The sequence below is a fragment of the Paraburkholderia sp. PREW-6R genome (assembly GCF_039621805.1).
Taxonomy (GTDB): Bacteria; Pseudomonadota; Gammaproteobacteria; order Burkholderiales; family Burkholderiaceae; genus Paraburkholderia.
This window is the reverse complement of record NZ_CP155074.1, coordinates 242,112-264,072: the sequence shown is the minus strand read 5'-3', so window position 1 is coordinate 264,072 and position 21,961 is coordinate 242,112. Positions and strand designations below refer to the sequence as shown.

The 21,961-nt window shown below is 63.2% G+C and carries 17 protein-coding genes; 12 read left to right on the top strand and 5 right to left on the bottom strand.

Annotated elements, in window-relative coordinates; translation table 11 throughout:
- Window positions 1-13 precede the first annotated feature (13 nt).
- Entirely contained in the window at window positions 14-244 is a 231-nt protein-coding gene (locus tag AAGS40_RS16485) for a hypothetical protein (RefSeq protein ID WP_345815857.1), read from the top strand.
- A gap of 112 nt (window positions 245-356) precedes the next feature.
- Here the strand turns inward: AAGS40_RS16485 and AAGS40_RS16480 are convergent, their stop codons facing one another.
- Entirely contained in the window at window positions 357-2,585 is a 2,229-nt protein-coding gene (locus AAGS40_RS16480) for an NADP-dependent isocitrate dehydrogenase (protein WP_345815856.1), read from the bottom strand.
- A 410-nt stretch (window positions 2,586-2,995) separates the two neighbouring features.
- Between AAGS40_RS16480 and AAGS40_RS16475 the strand changes: the two genes are divergently transcribed.
- Window positions 2,996-5,176 carry a TonB-dependent siderophore receptor gene (locus tag AAGS40_RS16475; RefSeq protein ID WP_345815855.1) on the top strand — a complete coding sequence of 727 codons (2,181 nt, stop codon included), beginning with the start codon at window positions 2,996-2,998 and terminating at the stop codon, window positions 5,174-5,176.
- Between the two features lie 102 nt (window positions 5,177-5,278).
- Here the strand turns inward: AAGS40_RS16475 and AAGS40_RS16470 are convergent, their stop codons facing one another.
- Complete coding sequence (locus AAGS40_RS16470; RefSeq protein WP_345815854.1) at window positions 5,279-7,183, bottom strand: EAL domain-containing protein; 1,905 nt, start codon at window positions 7,181-7,183, stop codon at window positions 5,279-5,281.
- A gap of 73 nt (window positions 7,184-7,256) precedes the next feature.
- Between AAGS40_RS16470 and AAGS40_RS16465 the strand changes: the two genes are divergently transcribed.
- From AAGS40_RS16465 to AAGS40_RS16450, 4 genes are all read left to right on the top strand, one after another.
- Complete coding sequence (locus tag AAGS40_RS16465) at window positions 7,257-7,565, top strand: putative quinol monooxygenase (protein ID WP_345815853.1); 309 nt, start codon at window positions 7,257-7,259, stop codon at window positions 7,563-7,565.
- Window positions 7,565-8,725, top strand: coding sequence for an iron-containing alcohol dehydrogenase (locus tag AAGS40_RS16460; RefSeq protein WP_345816588.1), 1,161 nt, complete (start codon window positions 7,565-7,567; stop codon window positions 8,723-8,725). The genes AAGS40_RS16465 and AAGS40_RS16460 overlap by 1 nt, the downstream gene beginning before the upstream one ends.
- Window positions 8,726-9,016: 291 nt before the next feature.
- Window positions 9,017-10,900: a collagen-like triple helix repeat-containing protein gene (locus AAGS40_RS16455; RefSeq protein ID WP_345815852.1), complete on the top strand. Its 1,884-nt coding sequence runs from the start codon at window positions 9,017-9,019 to the stop codon at window positions 10,898-10,900.
- A gap of 91 nt (window positions 10,901-10,991) precedes the next feature.
- The gene (locus tag AAGS40_RS16450; protein ID WP_345815851.1) at window positions 10,992-12,260 is read left to right on the top strand and encodes an isoprenylcysteine carboxylmethyltransferase family protein; all 1,269 of its coding nucleotides are present in this window, start codon (window positions 10,992-10,994) and stop codon (window positions 12,258-12,260) included.
- 248 nt (window positions 12,261-12,508) lie between these two features.
- Here AAGS40_RS16450 and AAGS40_RS16445 read toward each other — a convergent pair whose 3' ends face one another.
- Both AAGS40_RS16445 and AAGS40_RS16440 read right to left on the bottom strand, forming a co-directional pair.
- Window positions 12,509-12,757, bottom strand: coding sequence for a hypothetical protein (locus tag AAGS40_RS16445; RefSeq protein WP_345815850.1), 249 nt, complete (start codon window positions 12,755-12,757; stop codon window positions 12,509-12,511).
- A gap of 164 nt (window positions 12,758-12,921) precedes the next feature.
- Window positions 12,922-13,968, bottom strand: a complete 1,047-nt coding sequence (locus AAGS40_RS16440) for a phytoene/squalene synthase family protein (protein WP_345815849.1) — start codon at window positions 13,966-13,968, stop codon at window positions 12,922-12,924.
- A gap of 301 nt (window positions 13,969-14,269) precedes the next feature.
- On the opposite strand from AAGS40_RS16440, the gene AAGS40_RS16435 reads away from it, so the two are divergent.
- The 5 genes from AAGS40_RS16435 (at window position 14,270) to AAGS40_RS16415 (ending at window position 19,775) form a co-directional block, all read left to right on the top strand.
- The gene (locus AAGS40_RS16435) at window positions 14,270-15,745 is read left to right on the top strand and encodes an ATPase domain-containing protein (RefSeq protein WP_345815847.1); all 1,476 of its coding nucleotides are present in this window, start codon (window positions 14,270-14,272) and stop codon (window positions 15,743-15,745) included.
- A 6-nt stretch (window positions 15,746-15,751) separates the two neighbouring features.
- Window positions 15,752-16,099: a response regulator gene (locus AAGS40_RS16430; protein ID WP_345815846.1), complete on the top strand. Its 348-nt coding sequence runs from the start codon at window positions 15,752-15,754 to the stop codon at window positions 16,097-16,099.
- A 187-nt stretch (window positions 16,100-16,286) separates the two neighbouring features.
- Entirely contained in the window at window positions 16,287-17,720 is a 1,434-nt protein-coding gene (locus AAGS40_RS16425) for an MFS transporter (protein ID WP_345815844.1), read from the top strand.
- Window positions 17,721-17,734: 14 nt separating this feature from the next.
- On the top strand, window positions 17,735-18,946 hold the full coding sequence (locus AAGS40_RS16420; RefSeq protein WP_345815843.1) for a CoA transferase: 1,212 nt from the start codon (window positions 17,735-17,737) through the stop codon (window positions 18,944-18,946).
- A gap of 1 nt (window position 18,947) precedes the next feature.
- Entirely contained in the window at window positions 18,948-19,775 is an 828-nt protein-coding gene (locus AAGS40_RS16415) for a citryl-CoA lyase (protein ID WP_345815842.1), read from the top strand.
- On the opposite strand, the gene AAGS40_RS16410 is transcribed toward AAGS40_RS16415, so the two are convergent.
- The gene (locus AAGS40_RS16410; protein ID WP_345815841.1) at window positions 19,763-20,527 is read right to left on the bottom strand and encodes an IclR family transcriptional regulator; all 765 of its coding nucleotides are present in this window, start codon (window positions 20,525-20,527) and stop codon (window positions 19,763-19,765) included. The two genes, AAGS40_RS16415 and AAGS40_RS16410, sit on opposite strands and share 13 nt — an antisense overlap.
- A gap of 278 nt (window positions 20,528-20,805) precedes the next feature.
- On the opposite strand from AAGS40_RS16410, the gene tehA reads away from it, so the two are divergent.
- The gene (gene tehA / locus AAGS40_RS16405) at window positions 20,806-21,828 is read left to right on the top strand and encodes a dicarboxylate transporter/tellurite-resistance protein TehA (protein ID WP_345815839.1); all 1,023 of its coding nucleotides are present in this window, start codon (window positions 20,806-20,808) and stop codon (window positions 21,826-21,828) included.
- Window positions 21,829-21,961: the final 133 nt, after the last annotated feature.

Here is a 21,961-nt window from a genome sequence, read left to right as displayed (position 1 = left end):
TGGGAGAGTAAAAATGAAAGGATTTCGTTTTGGATCGACCCAGGGAGCGTTCTACATTTTGCCGGGCCAGGAAGGCTGGGAGGCGACGTACGGCAATCAGACGCTCGGCGAGTTCTCCAGCCCGCAACAGGCGGCAGACGACCTGGCGCGCGGCCTGACCTGCTCGCATCTCTCGGAAGGCGACGACACGTCCACGCTGGAAATCCCTGAGAAGCTCAGCGAATGGGAAATCGTCCACGTCTAAGGCTGGCATGGCGGCTTTCCACGCAGACGTAAAAACGACGATGGCGCCCAAAAGCGCCATCGTCGTGATTGCTGCTACTTGCGCTTATTCAGGCGCCTGTTCAGGTGCCTGCTTACGCGATTGCGTCCACGATCTTGTTCAGCGTAGCGCTCGGCCGCATGGCCTGGCTCGTCTTGTCGACGTTCGGACGATAGTAGCCGCCGATATCCACCGGCTTGCCCTGTGCCGCCGCCAACTCTTCGAGAATCCTCGCCTCGTTTTCGGCCATGGCCTTGGCAACACCCGAGAATTGCGCCTGCAACTGCGCGTCTTCCGTTTGTGCGGCCAGTGCTTCGGCCCAGTACATGGCGAGGTAGAAGTGGCTGCCCCGGTTGTCGATACCGCCAACCTTGCGCGCCGGCGACTTGTCGTTGTCGAGGAACTTGCCGGTAGCCTGATCCAGCGTTTTGGCGAGAACCTGCGCCTTCGGGTTGTGGTACGCGTTGCTCAGATGTTCGAGCGACGCCGCCAGCGCCAGGAATTCGCCCAGCGAGTCCCACCGCAGGAAACCTTCTTCTACCAGTTGCTGAACGTGCTTCGGCGCCGAACCGCCCGCGCCCGTTTCGAACAGACCGCCGCCTTCCATCAACGGAACGATGGACAGCATCTTCGCGCTGGTGCCCAGTTCCATGATCGGGAACAGGTCCGTCAGATAATCGCGCAGCACGTTACCGGTGACCGAAATCGTGTCCTTACCCGCGCGGATCCGCTCGAGCGAGAACTTCGTGGCTTCGACCGGCGTCATGATGCGGATGTCCAGACCGTTCGTGTCGTGGTCTTTCAGGTACTGCTCGACCTTCTTGATGATCTGCGCGTCGTGCGCGCGGGCCGGATCGAGCCAGAACACAGCGGGCGTGTTCGTGGCGCGTGCGCGGTTGACCGCGAGCTTCACCCAGTCCTGCACCGGCGCGTCTTTCGTCTGGCACATGCGCCAGATGTCGCCCGCTTCCACCGGTTGCTCGATCAGCACCGTGCCGGTGGCGTCCGTGACTTTCACCACACCGTTAGCCGGAATCTGGAACGTCTTGTCGTGTGAACCGTATTCCTCAGCGGCTTGCGCCATCAGGCCGACGTTCGGCACCGTGCCCATGGTGACCGGATCGAATGCGCCATTTTTCTTGCAGTCTTCGATCACTGCCTGATACACGCCCGCGTAGCAACGGTCCGGAATCACGGCCTTCGCGTCGTGCAGCGCGCCGTCCGCGCCCCACATCTTGCCCGACTCGCGGATCATGGCCGGCATGGAAGCGTCGACGATCACGTCGCTCGGCACATGCAGGCTGGTAATGCCTTTGTCCGAATTGACCATGGCGAGATGCGGACGCTTTTCGTATTGCGCCTTGATGTCGGCCTCAATCGCTTCGCGCGTTTCCGCCGGCAGGTCTTTCAGGCGCGCGTACAGGTCGCCAATGCCGTTGTTCGGGTTGAAGCCGGCTTTCGCCAGTGCGTCAGCGTGCTTGGTCAGCACGTCCTGGTAGAACACCGAAACCACATGGCCGAAGATGATCGGGTCCGAGACCTTCATCATCGTGGCTTTCAGGTGCACCGAAAACAGCACGCCTTTCGCCTTCGCATCGTCGATCTCGGCTTCGATGAATTTGCGCAGCGCGTTCTTGCTCAGCACGGACGCGTCGATAATCTCGCCGGCTTGCACATTGGTTTTTTCTTTGAGAACCGTCTTGCTGCCGTCAGCGGCTGTCAATTCGATCTTGACCGCGCCCGCCCTAGCGATCAGCGCCGACTTTTCGCTACCGTAAAAATCGCCGCCGCTCATATGCGCAACGTGCGACTTCGAATCGGCGGTCCATGCGCCCATCTTGTGCGGATGCTTGCGCGCGTAATTTTTCACCGATAGCGGCGCACGGCGGTCCGAATTGCCCTCGCGCAGCACCGGGTTCACCGCGCTGCCCTTGATCTTGTCGTAGCGAGCCTTGACGTCTTTTTCAGCGTCAGTCGCGGCGACGTCCGGGTAGGGCGGCAGCTTGTAGCCCTGATCGCGCAGTTCCGCAATCGCAGCCTTCAGCTGCGGCACCGACGCGCTGATGTTCGGCAGCTTGATGATGTTGGCTTCCGGACGCGTGGTGAGTCCACCGAGTTCCGCCAGATCGTCGGAACCCTTCTGTTCCGCACTCAGGTAGTCCGGAAATGCAGCGATGATCCGGCCGGCGAGCGAGATATCGCGCGTTTCAACGATCACGTCGGACGAGCGCGTGAACGCCTTGACGATCGGCAGCAGCGAGTAGGTCGCCAGAGCAGGCGCTTCGTCGGTCAGGGTGTAGATGATCTTCGGCGGTGTGGACATGTCTGATGCTTTGCTAAATGAGGTGATAGACAGAGCGTTCGTGGCGCTAAGCCCGCGAGGCTGCGAGTTTGCAACCGGCAGAAAAACGCAGCGCGCGGACGCACTGCTTTCACGGCCAGATCGTCAGTATATGCGTCTTTTAGGCGATTCGCTGCCCGACCAACACATTCCCCAAACGGCGCAAACGTGATCGAGCCCCGCCAGATAAGGCTTCCAGCGAAGTCACCCATGTCTTAAGACATATGTCTTATAGATGACTCTCCCTGCGTCTATACAGTTGTAAATGCGAATCGTATGCATTAACATTCGCTCGAATCTTTCATTTTCATCACCTGTTAAACAATCACTCGCTCGCAGACGTCCGTTCGCACGCCGATCGTGCACGGCAACGCCTGCCAAGATCAAAAAATATGCAGAAACCACTTGTCGCCGGCCGGCCATTTTTTACGCGCGGCCCTCGTCGTACCCCTTCGCTGCTGAGCGCCGGGCTTCTGGTCAGCGTCGGCATGACGCTTTCCACATTGTCGCAATCCGGATGGGCGCAGGCCGCGGCAAGCGACGCCGGCGCCACCTTGCCTGCCGTCAGCGTGTCCGCTTCGAAAGACGCTGCGGTCGCGCAGGCCGACACCGTCAGCGCCGGTGCGCTGGGTTCGCGCAAGCAGGTCGACACGCCTTTTTCGACCCACGTGGTGACGAGCGACGAAGCACAGGATCTGTTCGCGACGACCGCGAACGATCTGTACAAGTACGACCCGGCCGTCTCCGTGACGAGCGACAACGCAATCAGCGAGAACTCGATGTTCACCGTGCGCGGCATGCCGATCGACACGCTGAACAGCGTCAAGATTGACGGCCAGACGTTTCCGTCGTGGGATGCCGACCTGTCGCTGGAACCGTTCGAGCAGGTCGAGTTGCTCAAGGGCCTGTCGGGCTTCATGTATGGGTTCGGCGCGCCGGGCGGCATTGTGAACTATGTGTTGAAACGTCCCACCGACACGCCGTACCGCAGCTTCACGTTCGGCTATAAATCGGCCGGCGTGTTCACGGAGGCGCTCGATCTGGGCGGCCGCTTCGGCAACGACAACCGCTTCGGTTACCGCCTGAATCTGGCGAACGAAGACGGCAACACCGCAGAAGACAACGGCCACGTACGCCGCCAGAGCGCGTCGCTCGCGTTCGATTTCCGCATCACACCGGACCTGACCTTCACCGCCGACGCGCTGTATCAGAAGCGCAAGACCAATGGCACGCTGTTCGGCCTCATGTTCGGCAGCGGTCTGGGCATTCCCGACGCAAGTACGGTCACGCATGCGCTCACGCAGCCGCAAAACTACTATCAGACGGAATTCGCGTCATTCGGCACCGGGCTCGATTACCGCCTTTCCGACAACTGGCATGCCAGTGTGAAATATCGCTTCGCCAAGGAAAACCGCACGAATTCGGACAGCTTGCTGTATGTATCCGATAACGCGGGCAATTACTCGAACACGCTGTACGCGGCCATGACGCGCTACTTCTATCAGAACGTCGACGCGATGGTGGAAGGCAAATTCAGCACGGGCAGTATCAGGCACGACGTGGTGATGGGCGCGAGCTTCGAAACACAGACCAGCGAATACAGCAACAGCACGGGCTGGAACCAAGGCTACTTCCTTGGCAATGGCAACCTGTACGGCAGCACGTTGCTGAGCAACGCCGACGTGAGCATTGGCGAAGATCTGTATCGCCAGCAGCGCACCACGCAGGCCGCGCTGTTCGCTAGCGACACCCTGCAATTCACGTCGCGTTGGTCCGCGCTCGCCGGCGTGCGTTACACGCAGTACCGAGAGCACGTGTACGATCCGACGCAGGCCGTCACGTCGCAATACAGCGCCAATCCGGTCTCGCCGACCTTCGCGCTGATGTTCAAGACCGACCCGTACTCGACGCTGTACGCGAGCTATGTGCAGTCGTTGCAGCAAGGCGGCGCGGCGTCGAACACCGACGTCAATTATCCGGCGACCTTCGGTCCGCTCAGGAGCAAGCAGTATGAGATCGGCTTCAAGTCGGACCACAGCAAGTGGGGCGCCAACCTCGCGCTGTTCCGGGTGGATCAGGGCTACTACTATTCCAATCCGGCCCACGTGTTCGTGCAGGACGGCACGCAGCGTTATACCGGTATCGACGCGAGCGGCTGGCTTGCGGTGACCGGCGAATGGCGCGTGCTGGGCGGTGTGATGTGGCTCGACACGAAGGCGGTGGGCATCGACGATCCGACGATCGAAGGCAAGCGCATTTATGGCGCGCCGCGCTTTACCGTGACAGGACGCGTCGAGTACAACCCGGCGTACCTGCGTCCGCTGACGCTGGCGTTCGGCGGCAAGTACGTCGGCAACCAGGCGGTGGACGCGGCCAACTCGCAGTTCGTGCCGGCCTACACCACGTTCGACCTGAGCGGCCGGTACGAGACGAAGATTGCCGGCAAGGACGTGACGTTCCGCGCGGGCATCAACAATATATTTAACCGCCGTTACTGGACGACGGCCTGGGGCTACTACGTGGCGCCGTCGGCGACCCGCACGGCGGTCGCGAGCGCCACGCTGCAGTTTTAGGCGTCAGGCGAGGAAGCGGCGCCCGGTTGATCGGGCGCCGTGTGTTGCGCGTGCGCGCGGCCGGTTGGGAACCCGTCCATACCAGGCGCCCGCACGTGATCGCTAGCGAAGCCGCTGAAGGGCCGCGGGTTCGAGTTCCAGTCGGCCCGAACGCGCCCCGGCGTACGGTTCGATCTGCACTGCCGGGACCGGCTTGCCAATGAAATACCCCTGCACGGCATCGCAGCCAAGTTCTTTGACAAGTGACAACTGCGTGTCGGTTTCAATGCCTTCCGCGACCGTCCTCATGCCGAGCGCGCGCGCGAGCGCCACCATCGCTTCGACCATCGCGCGCGCGCGGGGGCCAGTCTCGCTCGCAGTCATTTCCTGCACGAACGATTTGTCGATCTTGATGCAATCGACAGGTAAGCGCGTGAGGTAGGCCAAGCTGGAATAGCCGGTGCCGAAATCGTCGAGCGAGACCGTCACGCCGAGCCTTCGTACGGCCTCAAGCGCGCGCGATGCAGCGGCAAAGTCGCTCATGACGACCGTCTCCGTCACCTCGATGTCGAGTGCGGACGCGCATACGCCGGCCGCCTCGGCAGCCTGCGACACCAGAGCGGCGAGATCGCCGTTCTGGATCGTCGTGGCGGAGAGATTGACGGCGACCTTGAACGGCTTCCGGTTGGCCGCCTGCCATTGCGCCGCCTGACGGAATGCAAGGCGGATCAGCCAGTCGCCCGTCGCCTCGTAGGCCGGCGATTCGAGCAGCACGTCGAGGAAGTCGGCCGGCGTCAGCAGCCCGAGTTGCGGATGGTTCCATCGCAAAAGCGCCTCGGCTCCGTAGACGCGGCCAGAATGCAGATCCAGTTGGGGCTGGTAGTGCAGTTCGAAGTGGCGCCCGGCGCTCGCGCTCTCCAGGTCCACACGTAGCCGCCGGCGATGCGACAGGCGCTTTGCATCCTCCTTGCCAAACGACCACACGTGCGAACCGCCCGCGCGCTTCGCGTGGTACATCGCGGTATCCGCATTGCGCAGCAGGTCGCCCGCGTCTGACGCCGAAACAGGGTAGCGTGCAATGCCGATGCTCGCGCCGACCGAGGCACGCACGCACGGCGTCTGGATGGACTCGCGCATGCGCACCGCGACGTCGTGCGCGACGCGCGCAGCCTCGCCCTCTGCGGCGTCGACAAGGCAGATGACGAACTCATCACCGCCGATGCGCGAAACGTGAACGCCTTCGCCAAACATGCCGGCAAGACGCCCGCCGATGACACGCAAGACCTCATCGCCCGTCGCGTGGCCAAACGAGTCGTTGACATCCTTGAAGCGGTCAAGGTCGATGAAGAGCAGATCGACAGAAGCGGCCGTGCCCTGGTCGACGAGCCGGTTCAGCCGCATCAGCAATTCCCGGCGGTTGATGAGGCCGGTCAGCTCATCATGCGTGGCCTGGCGCGACAAACGTTCGGAGATCGCGCGCGCTTCCGTGACATCGCGAACCAGTACGACGATACCGTCGTCGCTTGGGAACGCCCGCACTTCGAACCAGCATCCTAACGGCGCGTAGAAGTCCGTCGCCGTCGTGGAGATGCCCGTTTCGGCCGCCTGTCGATAGGCTGCTTCGTAGCCCGATCCGATGAGGTCCGGATATTCGGCCCAGATTTCCCGACCCAGCAGGTCCGCGGGCTGACGCTTGAGCAGTCGTGCAGCGGTGCCGTTGATGTTTCGAAACTTCCAGTGTCGGTCGAGCGCCATCACGCCATCCGTGATGTGATCGATTAATTCGAAATCGCCCACGTCTTTGCCCCTCCTTTGACGGACCGGTGTAACGGTCCGGGTATCAAAACCGTTACATGGCGTATCGTAAGAGGAAAGTGGCACGTTGGGAACCGGAGGCCCCTTCAAAGGTGCCCGGCGATTGCTGCGCGGCCCCGGAAGGTGCGGCCGCCGCGCTAATTGACCGCTCCGGAGGGAAACGGAGGCGAAATCTGGTAAAACACAATAGACGCATCTGCCTGCGCGCAGCAATTGTCAGCGCGAGGCCCGAACAAGCTTCCCCGACGCCGCACGGTGGCGTTGTCCCCAACATTTGGAGTGATCGATGGCTGTTGCATATCTGCAGGTAATCGCGCATTACTTCGCCAAACCCGGCAACGGCGACGCGGTCCTGAAGCCGCTCACGGAACTCGCGGACGCCACGCGCAACGAGCCGAAAAACCTGTACTACGATTTCTTCCGCTCGCCGCTCGACCCGGACCACTTCGTGATCCTCGAGCAATACAGCGACGCCGACGGCCTCGCCGAGCATCGTGAAACCGAGCATTTTCAGCGGCTCGGCTTCGGCACCATCATTCCGCTGCTCGACCGGCGCGAGGTATCGAGCCACATGGTTCCTGGAGACGCGGCATGATGAACGCCTTCCGCTTTCAGACCGTACCCGCGATGGTCGTCGAATTCGGCGCTGCGCGGCGTCTCGGCGCATTGCTGCGTGCGCAGTTTCCAGCGCTGAAACGGCTGTGCGTCGTCACGGACGGCTTTCTTCATCAAAGCGGCCTGCTCGCGCCCGCGCTCGCGGATCTCGCGGCGCACGGCTGGGACGTCACCGTGATCGACGACGTCATCGCCGACCCGCCGGAACATATCGTGCTCGAAGCGACGTCGCGCGCGCAGGCGGCCGACGCGGAGATCGTGCTCGGCCTCGGCGGCGGGTCGTCGATGGACGTGGCGAAGCTCATCGCCGTACTGGCCCCGCAGCAGCAACAGCCGATCAGCGAAATGTACGGCGTGAACAAGGTGACGGTGTCGCGCCTGCCGCTCGTGCAGATGCCGACTACCGCGGGCACGGGTTCCGAGGTGACGGCGGTGTCGATTGTCACCGTCGGCGAGGCCAAAAAAATGGGCGTGGTGGCGCCGCAGCTGATTGCCGATCTGGCGATTCTCGATGCCGAGCTCACGCTTGGCCTGCCGGCTGCCGCCACCGCCGCGACGGGCATCGACGCGATGGTTCATGCGATCGAGGCCTACACGTCCGCGCATCTGAAGAATCCGATCTCCGACATGCTTGCCGTCAAGGCGCTCGACCTGCTGTCGCGCAATCTGCTGCCGGCTTGCGAAGACGGACGCAATCGCGACGCGCGCGAAGCGATGTTGCTCGGCGCGACTTTCGCTGGACAGGCGTTTGCGAATTCGCCGGTCGCCGCGGTGCACGCGCTTGCTTATCCGATCGGCGGCATCTATCACGTGCCGCATGGGCTATCGAATGCGCTCGTCCTTCCGCACGTGTTGCGCTTCAACGCCGAGGCGGCCGCCCCGCTGTATGCGCAACTCGCGGATGTGGTCGTGCCGGGGGCGTCGGGAAGCGAAGCGAGCCGCACCCAGGCGCTGATAGAACGGCTCGAGGCGCTGATCGCCGCGACGGCGATTCCAGCTCGACTGCGCGATGTCGGTATTGAAGAGAGCGGGCTCGAGCGCATGGCCCGCGACGCGATGCTCCAGACGCGCCTGCTGGTCAATAATCCGCGGCCCGTAACCGAGGCCGACGCGCTGGCGATTTATAGCGCCGCGTTTTGATGGGGCGCCGGTTCTTGTTGCTGCCCGGCACTCAGGCCGGATGCGTGGGGTTGTCGTGCGCGCGCATGGGAGGCACGGGGCGCTGTTACGGCGAACGCCGCGTTACGTAGCACGACATCGGAACACGGCTTGATCGGCGAGTGGGAAAACAGGTTTTTTGTGTATTAAATTTTTTATAGTCAGCTTCGTTTCGCAGAATTAGCGCCAAAAAGGACAAGGCGCGACATACTCGGCATTTGGCGTACAACTTGCAGATGATGACCTCACCACACGTCGTTCAACGAGGACATCATGAAAAAATATGCGAGTCGGACCGCTATTGCTGTCGCGACATCCACATTGATCGCACTCTACGGGTGCGGGTCGACACTTGGCACTGGGTCGGGCACCGGCACCGGCAGCCTCGGCGGCGGCGGACTCGCGGGAACCTCTGGGACGTCGGGTGGTTCAGGTGCGGCAGGTACTTCAGGTAGCTCCGGTACTTCGGGTACTTCGGGTACTTCGGGTACTTCGGGTACTTCGGGCACCTCGGGCACTTCGGGCACCTCGGGCACCTCGGGCACTTCGGGCACTTCGGGCACTTCGGGCACTTCGGGCACTTCGGGCACTTCGGGCACTTCGGGCACTTCGGGCACTTCGGGCACTTCGGGCACTTCGGGCGCTTCGGGCACCTCGGGCACCTCGGGCACCTCGGGCACCTCGGGCACCTCGGGCACTTCGGGCACTTCGGGCACTTCGGGCACTTCGGGCACCTCGGGCACTTCGGGCACTTCGGGCACTTCGGGCACTTCGGGCACTTCGGGCACTTCGGGCACTTCGGGCACTTCGGGCACTTCGGGCACTTCGGGCACTTCGGGCACTTCGGGCACCTCGGGCACCTCGGGCACCTCGGGCACCTCGGGCACCTCGGGCACCTCGGGCACCTCGGGCACCTCGGGCACCTCGGGCACCTCGGGCACCTCGGGCACCTCGGGCACCTCGGGCACCTCCATCGGTAACATCCTCACTCAAGCCGGCAATCTCATTACCGCTGTCGGCACGACCGCCGCCGACACCGGCAGCAAGATCACCGGCACAACGGTTCCGGGCGTCAATGGCTCAACGACGACCAGCCTCGGCGACACGCTCACCGACCTCGGCGACGGCGTCAAAGTGCTGGGCAACGGCACGGCAGTCGGCCTCGGCACTGTAGGCACCGCGACCAATCCGCTGGGCCCGACGCTCACCTCCATCTCGGGCGTCGCCTCGAACACCGGCGCCGCGACGAGCGCTGCCGGCGGGGTCGTGACGAGCCTGGGCAGCGGGCCGCTCTCGCCGCTTGCTCCGGTCACGTCGACGCTCGGCGGCGTCGTCGACGGCGCAGGCAAAGGTGTCGGCGCGCTCGGTTCCGGTCTGGACTCGACCCTTACAAGTGCGCCTGTCCAGCAGATCGAAACGCAACTCAGCGCGGCCATCAACCCAATCACGACGACCGTATCCAATACCACGCAAACCGTCGGCAATGTGACGGGCCTCGGCACGTCCGTCGACACACTGCTCAGCACGCTCGGCAATGGTCTCGATGCGGCCGGGCTGAAGGTGTCGGGCGCGACCGGTGATCAGGTCGGTAAGGACGTCGGCGGCGTGGTCAGCCAGCTGGGCAAGACCGTCACCAGCACGGGCGGCCTGTTCAGCGGCGCGACAACCAATCCGCTCGCGCCGCTCGCAGGCTTGGTCGGACCGCTCGGCGGCCTCGGCGGCACGGGCAGCGGCGGAATGTCCATACCGCCGCTCACCGGCCTGATCGGCAATCTCGGCTCGCTGGGAAGCTCAGGCGGCATGGGCGGCACCGGCGGCACGGGCGGCACGGGCGCAGCGGCCGGCCTGCTTGCGCCGATCACCGGTTTGCTCGGCAAGGTCGGCTCGCTCGGCGGCACGTCGGGCTCGGGCGGCCCGCTCGCGCCAGTCGTTAGACTGGCGGGATCGCTGACGGTCAGCGTGGCGGGCAGTGCGGGCGGCAGCGTCACCACGACGCAAAATCAGACGACGGCAACCAGCCCTGTCACCAGCCTGGTAAGCGGCCTGACCGGCGGCACGACAAGCGGCTCGAACAGCAGCACGACGAAGAATCCGCTCGCCCCGGCGACAAACCTGGTCGGCGGCCTGCTTGGCGGGCTGGCGACGGCTGGCAAGTAAGCATCAACCGGAGAAGCAATGCTTGGCGAAGCGGCCGGACCTTAAAAAACAATAGCCCGGCCCCTATCCGTGTCATGAATACGAGGATGACATGAACTCGACCTTCCAGACCGTAGCGCGCGTCGACGACCCGCGGCCCCAATCCGCTACGCCATTTTCGGTAGGATTGCTTGGCATCGTCGCCGGGCTGGTCACACTCTGGCTATTGCGCGACAACACCACGCTCGATGGCGCGGCCCGCAGCACAGCCGCCTGTCTGGTGATCATCGCGACGATCGCGAGCCATGAACTGTTCGTCGCGCGCGTCTATTTACGCCCAAGCGCCGGCCTCGCAAGCAATGCGTTAAGGCCGTTCAGCATCACGCGCGTGAGCTTGAGGATCGCGGCGCTTCTGTCCGTCTATGCCGGCCTCGGATCGCTTTACTGGCTATTGCCGGAATACCACGGCGCGTTCTACCAACCATTCTGGGCGCTCGTTCGCACGCTCGCGCCGTATCTGGTCGTGGCAACGCCGCTTTACTTTGCCTGGATGGACCGCCACCAGCGCGAAGTCGACGACGGCTATCTGGCATGGGCACGCCTTCTTTATCGCGGCGAACGCCCGGCAAACTGGCGGCCCGTGCGCGAGATGCTGGCCGGCTGGATGGTGAAGGCATTCTTTCTGCCCCTGATGATCGTCTACCTTTCGACCGACGCCGACCATCTGGGCGCGTCGTTCGCACGGGCGATGAATGCGCCCTTCTCGCTGTCGGCGTTCAGGTTCATGTACGACCTGTCATTCACGATGGACCTGATGTTCGGCACCGTCGGCTATCTGTGCACGCTGCGCATTCTCGACAGCCACGTGCGCAGCGCGGAGCCCACCACGCTCGGCTGGCTCGTCGCGCTGATCTGCTATCAGCCGTTCTGGTCGCTGATCTCCAGCCAGTACATCCACTATGAAGGTTCGATGTTCTGGGACAACTGGCTGATCTCGGTGCCCGTGGTGCGATTCATCTGGGGCACGGTCATCATTGCGTTGCTGATCTGTTATGCGTTGGCGACCATCTCATTCGGCCTGCGTTTCTCGAACCTGACGAATCGCGGCATCATCACATCGGGGCCGTATCGCCTGACCAGGCATCCCGCTTACATCGCAAAGAACCTGTCGTACTGGATGATCGCCGTGCCGTTCATCGAACCGCTCGGCTGGCGGGCTGCGCTCACGCATTGCGCGTCGCTCGTCGCCGTCAACCTGCTGTATTTTCTGCGCGCCAAAACCGAGGAGCGGCACCTGATGCGCGATCCGCAATATCGTGACTACGCAGCGTGGATTGCACGAAACGGACTGTTCGCGAAGGTCTTGAGAGTGTTCAGGTAGAGCGCGGCAATCTATCGGCTTGGGGGTACGGTCGCTGGAAACAAACTGGCCCGCGAACGGATGCCTTCCGATCGCGGGCCAGCACTTTATTCGATACCTCCGTCATCGGGCTACCAATGACTTCGCTTGGACCTCCGCGGTCCGAGCGCTTTCCCGGCGCTCCGGCTGATTAGCAGTACACAGCCACCGGCCGGCAGCCAAGCACATACCCCAGCAACCCGACAGCCGCGCTGTAAGCGGCGTTCCGCTCAGTCACGCGCGACAAGATCCCCCACCTGACCGCGCCCGGTCACCAGACAGCTCGACAGGAAATTCTCACTCTGGCTGCTGGCGCCCGCTTCTCCAAAGCCCTTTTTCAACGCGCCCGATTTCACCATTTCGGCGCCCTGGTGGCAGGTGATCGTCCCTATTTCGCCGGCCTGCGCGCGCATCAGCGCCCGGTCCGCGAGCAGATAGCCAAGCAGCAACACCACGGCAATATTGAACACTTGTCTCATGGTTAGTCTCCTTTTAAAAGAGACTAACGCGAACCGCCGGTGCACGGTCCTAGGGGTTTCCCGATCGCTGACTATTCAATGATGCAGATTAAATCGGGGCGAAAACGCGTGATTTTCGTCTTATCGCCGACAAACCGTTGCGCCCCCCCGCAATCGGGCCGCGCTCAGAATCGGGCTTCGATCTGCGCGATCCGCGCTTCCACCGCGCTTCGCACGCGGCTATCGAACGGCGCCACCAGCAGCGACGACGCGATCATCCGGTACACCTGTTGGCGCGTCACTTTCGACACTTTTTGCGGATCGAGCCATGCTTCGTTCTGCGCGAGCAGGATGAGCGTGTCGAGGCCAATCAGGATCGGCCACAGGCAGGCGAGACGCAAACGCACCGCATACGCGGGAATGGCCAGCGTGTAGTCGAGCGCCGCGCGGAAGTGGTCGAGCGCCTTGCGTAGCAGTTCGATCAACAGCGGCCGTGCTCGCATCGAGTTGGCGGGCAACAGCAGGTCGCGCGCATCCAGTCCGTGCCGAGCAAGCAACGTCTGTGGAAGATAACAGCGGCCAATACGCAGATCCTTGCCGCAATCCCGCAGTACGTTGGTCATTTGCAGCGCCTTGCCGAAGCGCACACCGCGCGCCGCCATCACGTCAGGCCGTTCCTTCAGCGTGCCCGGCAGGTGTGCATAGGTCATCGTCGTCCAGAATTCGCCGACGCAACCGGCCACCAGATAGGTATAGCGATCGAGATCGGCATATTCGTTGAGCGCCACGATCTGGCCGGAATGCTCGTCCGGAAAAGTGCGCAGGTCGAACTCCATGCCGTCCGTGAGCGTCGACACGATACCGCTCACTGCCGCGCGATCTGGATCGCCCAGTTGCGACAGCACGTCGAGCGCCGGCCCGAGTGATTCAAGCAAAACCTTCTCGTCGGATTGAATCTGCTGGCCCGCGACCTCCTCGGCTACGCGTTGAATCAATGCGTCGTCGCAGGTCGTGCCGTTGATGCGCTCGCGCAGCGACAGCAGCAGCGCAAGGCGTTGCCCCGGGGGAATGAGCGACGTGTCGGCAATCGTATCGGCGGCGCGTGCGAGCAGATACGCGAGAGCGATCGGATCGCGCATGCCGGCCGGCAGTACGCGCAACGTGAGGTAAAACGAGCGTGAAACGCCTTTCAGGAGCGGGCCAAGCAAAAAGGCCCGGGTTTGATTCGGCATGGATGGGGCAGATTTAGGATGAACGGGTTGCCGGCAGATCCGACGCTGCCGAATTGTATACGGCCGGGCGTTCACGTTGCCGCGCGCCATGCCTGAAGGCGGGCGCACCCGCAAGGTGCGTCGGCTTACGCACACCGTGCCGCCAAACTTGCGCTGCGCCAGTTAGAATCGCCTGCATCCGAGTCGTCACGTCGTCGCCGCCGCCAGCTTGCGGGAACGGCGCTTGCGTCCGTTACCTGTTTAAGCAAAGCGACGCAGCGTTCGAGGCTACGTTTGTCCGCCCCCTGAATGACACACCACAATGACTATGCATGAACCCGCGGCGTCGTCCCGCTCCAATGTGGAGACGGGTGTTCCAGGTCTCGACGAGATTCTCGGCGGAGGTCTGGTGAAAGGCGGCGTCTATCTTCTTGAAGGCATGGCCGGCGCCGGCAAGACCATTCTGTCGAGTCAGATTGGATTTCACCGCGTCACTCAGGGCGAGAAGGTGCTCTATACGACCCTGATCGCCGAATCGCACGACAAACTGCTGAGCCACCTGAAAAACCTGAGTTTCTTCGACGAAGCCGCGGTCGCCCAGCAAATGCTGTTCGTGTCCGGCTATCACGAACTGATGCAGGACGGTCTCGACGGCTTCCTGAAAATGCTCGCGTCGAGCATCTACGACTACCGCCCGAGCCTGATGATCATCGACGGGTTTCGCAGCGCGCGTGAATTCAGCGAAACCGAACTGTCGCTGTCGAAGTTCATTCACGAGCTGAACGCGCTGGTGGCGGCGATGGGCTGCACCACGCTGCTGCTCGCGCCGCTCTCGGGCAACGAACCGCATCCGGAGCACACGCTCGTCGACGGGCTCATCGAGCTGAATCGCTACAGCGACGGCATGCGCCGGGCGCGCGAAATCGAAGTGCACAAGATGCGCGGGCGCAATCATCTGATGGGCAAGCACCTGTTCCGTATCACGGAGAGCGGCCTGCTGATGTTTCCGCGCCTGGAATCGCAAGGCGCCGACATGCCTGGTCCCGTCGATCTGAAAAATCGCCTCGGCTTCGGGCTCCCGCATCTGGACGACCTGCTTGGCGGCGGCTTCGCGCAAGGCTCCACGACCACGCTGATCGGTCCGTCCGGCGTGGGCAAGACGCTGCTCGGCCTGCAGTTCCTCGCGGCGGGCGTCGCACGTGGCGAGCGCTGCGTGTACGTGGGCTTTTACGAAGGACCACAGCGGCTGATCGGCAAGGCCGAAGCCGTTTCCATTGCGCTCGCCGACGCGCACCGTGACGGCCGGCTCGTTATTCTGTGGCAGCCTGCGATCGAGCTGGCGGTCGACGAAGTCGCGGCCAACGCGCTCGCCACGGCAAAGCGGATCGGTGCGTCGCGCATCGTGATCGACGGCGTTGAAGGTTTCCGCGACTCGTCAATGCGAAGTGAGCGCTTCGGCCTGTTTTTGAACGCGCTGCTGCATCAGCTCCGGGAGGCCGCAGTCACCACGCTGCTGACCGAAGAGCTCCCGCTTTACGCCGATCCGGGGCATGCGAAGAGCGTGCGCGTCTCGGCGCTGACGGAAAACCTCGTACTGCTGCGCTATGCCGAAACCGACGCGGGCCTGCTGCGCATGATTTCCGCCGTCAAGCAACGCGAGAGCGCGCACGACACGTCGCTGCGGGAACTGGTGATCTCGTCGGAGGGTTTAGACGTGCTGGACAGGGTGGTCAGTCCCGCCAGCGTCTATTCGGCGCCCGGCCTGTCGGCCACCCTGTTGCCGCGACGCCATTCGTAGCCCCACATGAAAACCATTCTGGTCGTGGACGACGAGTTCGACATCCTCACGGTCTGGCGACTGTTGCTGGAGCGGCACGGCTATACGGTGCTGACTGCGTCGAACGGCGCAGCCGCGCTCGAAGAGATAGGCAGAACGCGGCCCGACATCATCGTTTCCGACTGCATGATGCCGGTCATGTCCGGATTGCAGCTGTGCGCCGCACTGAACGCCGATGCGGATCTGCGCAAGATTCCAATCATCCTGTGTAGCGCAGCTGCGGAAATTCCCATGCAGCCCAATCCCACCATCCAGTATGCGCGCAAGCCGCTTTCGTTCGACATGCTGCTCGACATGTTGCAACGGCTCGGCTAGCAAACCGGGCGCAGCCGCGCGCCCTCTTGTCTGACCCCGTCTCACAGCGCGCCCATCACGCTGCAGTTCACCAGGTAAACCCCGTATTCCTCGCAAAAGCCACTGCGACTAACCTCGACACACTCATTAAACAGAACATCGTTCTATCTAACAGAACGACCAGACGAGACATCTGACGGAGAATTTCATGGCCAGCCTGCCGCTCGACACGCCACGCGCGTCGCCCGATTCCAGCACCAGCGCGACGGGCGGCGTGACTGGCATCAACGCCCGCATCGACCGCCTGCCCGCCACCCGCGCCGTGTGGATGCTCGTGTTCCTGCTGTCGATCGGCGGCTGGTTCGAGTTTTACGATCTGTTTTTCACCGCGTACGTCGGACCGGGCCTCGTCAAAACGGGCATGTATTCGACGACTACGGCGTCGTTCTTCGGCGTGTCCGGTCTCGGCGCTTTCGTGGCGGCTTCATTCGCGGGACTCTTTCTCGGCACGTTCTTTCTGGCTGGCATGGCGGACCGCTATGGCCGCAAGACCGTCTTCACGGTCTCGCTGCTGTGGTACTCGGTCGCGACGCTGGTCATGGCGCTGCAGAGCACCGCGCCCGCGATCAACGTGTGGCGGCTGATCGCGGGAATCGGCGTGGGCGTCGAGCTGGTCACGATCGACACCTACGTCAGCGAGTTGATGCCGAAACACTTGCGCGGCCGCGCATTCGCGTTCGTTCACCTCGTGCAATATTCGGCCGTGCCGACGGTAGCATTTCTCGCGTGGTGGCTGGTGCCGCGCACGCCGTTCGGTCTCGACGGCTGGCGCTGGGTCGTGATCATCGGCGCGCTCGGTGCAATTGTGGTGTGGGCGATCCGTCGACGTCTACCCGAAAGTCCGCGCTGGCTCGCGCAACAGGGCCGCGCCGCCGAAGCCGAACAGGTGCTGCAGGCGCTGGAAGCCAAAGTCGCCGCGCAATACGGCCGGCCGCTGCCCGCCGCCGTGCCGACCGTCGAGCCGGCAACGACCAAAGCCGCCTTCAGCGAAATCTGGCAGCCGCCGTATCGCAGCCGCGCGATCACGATGCTCGTGTTCAACCTGTTCCAGTCGATCGGCTTCTACGGTTTTGCGTCCTGGGTGCCCACGCTGCTGGTTTCAAAAGGCGTGACGATCACGCACAGCCTGCTCTACTCGTTCGTGATCGCGATCTCGAATCCATTTGGCCCGCTGCTCGGCATGGCGCTCGCGGACCGCATCGAACGGAAAACGCTGATCGTGCTGTCGGCGCTCGGCATTGCCGTGTTCGGCAGCCTGTTTGCCACGCAGACCTCGCCCGCGATCCTGATGACGCTCGGCGTCCTGATCACGTTGTGCGGCACGCTGCTCTCGGTCGGCTATCACGCGTACCAGACGGAACTGTTCCCCACGCGTTTGCGGGCGCGCGCCGTCGGCTTCGTCTATTCGATGTCGCGACTGTCCGCCATGTTCTCGGGTTTCATGATCGCGTTTGCGCTGCGTCACTTCAACGTGACGGGCGTGTTCGCGTTGATCACCGTTTCGATGGTGATGGTCATGGGCGCGATCGGGTTCTTCGGGCCGCGCACCAACCACCGCAATCTCGATGAAATTTCGCATTGAAAGAGGCTTTACACATGACGCTGCCGCTGGCTGGAGTGCGGGTACTGGATTTGTCGAATGTGCTCGCGGGACCGTTTTGCGCGTATCAACTGGCGCTGCTCGGCGCTGAAGTCATCAAGGTCGAGCATCCCGAGGGCGGCGACCTCGCGCGCCGTCTGGGCGCCGACAGAACCGCGTCGGCGCGCAACATGGGCGCTTCGTTCGTCGCGGTGAACGCCGGCAAGCAGTCGGTCACGCTCAACCTGAAAGACCCGCGCGGCAAGGAGATCCTGCGCGATCTCGTAAAGACCGCAGACGTACTCGTCGAAAATTTCCGGCCTGGCGTCATGAAGCGCCTTGGCCTCGACTTCGACGCGCTGCGCGAAGTGAATCCGAAGCTCGTGTACTGCGCGATCTCCGGCTTCGGCATGGACGGTGAATTTTCGAAGCGCCCCGCGTATGACCAGATCATCCAGGGCATTGCCGGCGTGATGAGCGTGACCGGCGACGCCGACAGCGCGCCGCTGCGCGTCGGCTACCCGGTGTCCGACACGGTGGGCGGCCTTACCGCCGCGTTCGGCATTTGTGCGGCGCTGCTCGACGCGCGCACCACCGGGCACGGCCGCATGCTCGACGTGTCCATGCTCGAAGCCACGCTGTCGACGATGGGCTGGGTCGTGTCGAACTATCTGAACGCGGGTGTAACGCCTGAGCCGATGGGCAACGAAAACTTCACCGCCGCGCCGTCCGGCACGTTCAGAACCGGCGACGGCCCGCTGAACATCGCCGCGAACGAGAACAAGCAGTTCACAAGCCTGTGTCATCTGATCGGCCGCGCCGATCTGCTCGACGACGCGCGCTTTTCCGAGCGCAACGCGCGCAAGGCGAATCGTGCGGCGTTGAAGGCGGAAATCGAACAAGCCCTCGCGCGCGATAGCGCCGCGAACTGGGAAGCGAAGTGCTTCGAGGCGGGCGTGCCGGCCGGACGCGTGATGTCGGTGCCGGAAATTCTTGGGCATTCGCACCTGCAATCGCGCGCTTTCATTTCCGAGTTTGCCGGCAGCGGCGACGGCGACATGGCGACCGACCGGCAGCGCGTGACACGCGCCGGCTTTCGCCTGAACGACGCCGACACGTCGCCCGCCACGCCCGCGCCGGTTCTATCGGCGCACACGCGCGAGCATCTGGCCGCGCTCGGCTACGACGACGCGCAAATCGACCACCTGCGCGCAGAAGGAGTGATCTGACATGACGCAACCCCCGTTCGACGCTGCGAAGCTGGCCGCGGACTACTGGAGCACCTCGATCATCGACATTCATCCGGGGTCGATCAACGTGCGTGGATTTCCGATCGAGGAATTGATCGGCGCAATCAGCTTTCCGCAAATGATCTGGCTGATGTTGCGCGGCGAGTTGCCGGACGCGGCGCAGGCGCGTCTGCTCGAAGCAGCGTTGGTTGCCTCGGTGGACCACGGGCCGCATGCGCCGTCCATTGCGATCTCGCGAATCGCGACCAGTTGCGGGCTGCCGCTGAACGGCGCAATGGCCTCGGCCATCAACGCGCTCGACGACGTGCACGGCGGCGCCGGCCAGCAGGCGGTCGAACTGTACGATGCCATCGGCGCCCGCATGGAAACCGGCCTTGCGCTGGAAGAAGCGGTGCAACAGGGTGTGGACGCGTTCGTCGAGGAGCATGGCAAGTATTTGCCCGGCTTCGGCCACCGCTTTCACCCCGTCGACCCGCGCGCCACGCGTTTGCTCGCGCTGGTGGACGATGGCGTCGAGAGCAAAACGATCGGCGGACGCTACGCGGCGATCGCGCGTGGTATCGAAGCGCTACTCAAGCAGCGCAAGAACCGGCCGGTACCTATGAATATCGACGGCGCGACGGCCGTCATTTATGCGGAACTCGGCTTCGCGCCGGAGTTGGCGCGCGGTGTGTTCTGCCTGTCACGCGCGGTGGGCATTCTTTCGCACGCGTGGGAACAGCGCGGTCGTCACGAACGCAACAAAGGTCCGCTGCCGCGCCAGATGAATTACACGTACACGGGCGAGCCCGAACGTCATTTGCCCTGAACTTCGAGCGCGCGCCGCCGCGCGTTGCGCATCGCGCGCGAATCGCCGCCCAGTGCATCCGTGGCGCGCGTCGCGCAATCGAACAGTGCGCCGAGGTTGCGTTCGAGGAACGCCTGATCGATGCGCGAACTCGGACCCGCCAGCGTGATGACACCGCGCAGGCTCTGACGCACACCGAACACGGGCATGGAAACGCCGGCCGTCTCCCGATCGCGTTCGCCGATCGACACGCAGTAAAAATCTTCCCGGATCCTCTCGTAAGGCTCACCCGGCGTGCCGCCGAATGCGAGCAGCGCACGGCCGCCCGAGCCACTTTCGAGCGGCAGCACATCGCCCTCACGCACATGAAAGCGCACCGCATGTTTCGAATCTACGCGATGCAGACAGACGCGCACCGCTTCGTCGCGCACGTAGAACGACACGCTTTCGCCGCTCGTGTCAGCCAGTTCGTGCATCAACGGCACGAGAATGTCGCCGACGTTCAGGCTGCGCTGATAGAGCGCGCCTAGCATGAAGGTGGCGGCGCCGAGCTGATAGCGGCCGTCCTCGAGACGCAGCAGCAGACGATGCTGGATCAGCGAACCCGCGAGACGCAGCAACGTGCTTTTATACAAGCCTGTGCGCGCCGCGAGTTCGGCGAGCGTGAGCGCGGCGTCGTCGGGGCGAAACGCGAACAGGATCGCGCACGCACGATCGATCACGGCCACACCTTCGCTTTCCTTCGAGTTCGATTTGTCCGCGGGCGTCGGCATGAATTCGGGTCGCTTCGTGAAGAAGCGGGAATTTTACGCCAACACAATCAGCTCTTCTATCGGAGGGTGCCGCGAGCGAGCCCGGCACCGGCCACCGGAGTGCCGGCCACCGGCGTGCCATGTCGTGCCGCTCATCCGCGGACGATTGCCATTGAGACGCCTGCGCCATTTGTTGAGCGTTCGGCGCGTTCTGGTTTTCTTAATGGACTTCTACAGTACGTCATCGATGGCGCAACACGCATAAAGCGGGGCGCGTCGCAACTGACGGAGATACGTTCATGAATGGCAATCGAGGTGCAATTCCAGTTGCTTTCTTCGGGATCGCGGTGGGCGCGCTCGCGTTCGCCAATCTGTGGCGAGTGGCGATCCGGCTCTGGCAGCTGCCCGCAGCAATCGGCTCGCTGATGACGTTGGCGGCGCTCATCGTCTGGCTCGTGGTGCTCGCCGCTTACGGCCACAAGTGGCTCACTCGCGCTGCCGAAGCGCGCGTGGAAATGCAGCATCCGGTCGTGTCGTCATTCGCAGCACTCGGTCCGGTGTCGACGCTGCTCGCCGCGCAACTTGTTCTGCCATACGCGCACACGCTCGCACTCGGACTGTTCGCGGTCGCGGTAGCTGTACAACTGGCACTCGGCGTCTATCTACACGGCCGGCTCTGGCAAGGTGGACGACCGCCCGAACTGGTGACGCCGGCGATCTATTTGCCGACGGTCGCGCCCAGCTTCGTCGCGGGCACTGCTGCATCTGCGTTCGGGTATCACCAGCTTGGCGAGCTGTTCTTTGGGGCGGGCATGCTGTCCTGGCTCGCGCTGGAGTCGCTGATTCTGCATCGCGCAGCCGTGCACGACGCGCTGCCTGAAGCATTGCGGCCGACACTGGGCGTTCAGCTCGCGCCGCCGGTGGTGGGCGGCGTGACCTACCTGAGCCTGACGAGCGGTATGCCTGATCTGTTCGCGTTCGCTCTGCTCGGCTATGGGTTGTACCAGGGGCTGCTGTTGCTGCGCCTGCTGCCGTGGATTCGCGCTCAGGGATTCGTGCCGGGCTACTGGGCCTTCAGCTTCGGCGTCGCCGCGTTGCCGACGATGGTTCTGCGAATGGTCGAACGAGGCGCGACGGGACCGGTCGAGTGGGCCGCGCCGGTTCTCTTCGTCGTCGCGAATGTGATCTTTGCGATTCTGACGGTGAAGACCGTTCAATTGCTGCTGAACGGCAAGCTGATGCCGGCTGCGCCGGCGGCCGCAGCCTCTGTTGCGGCTTCCGCGACGAAAGCGGTGGAGGCGCGGGTGGTGCGGGTGGGGTGAGGGGAGCAAGCGAAAAGGCAGACCAAGACTTAGACGCTTATGCACGCATTTCAGCCACTCCAGGATGCTCGCTTAAAGTGGCGGCGAAGATTCTGCAGGCTACTTGGGAATAGAGCCCAAAGTGTCATGTATC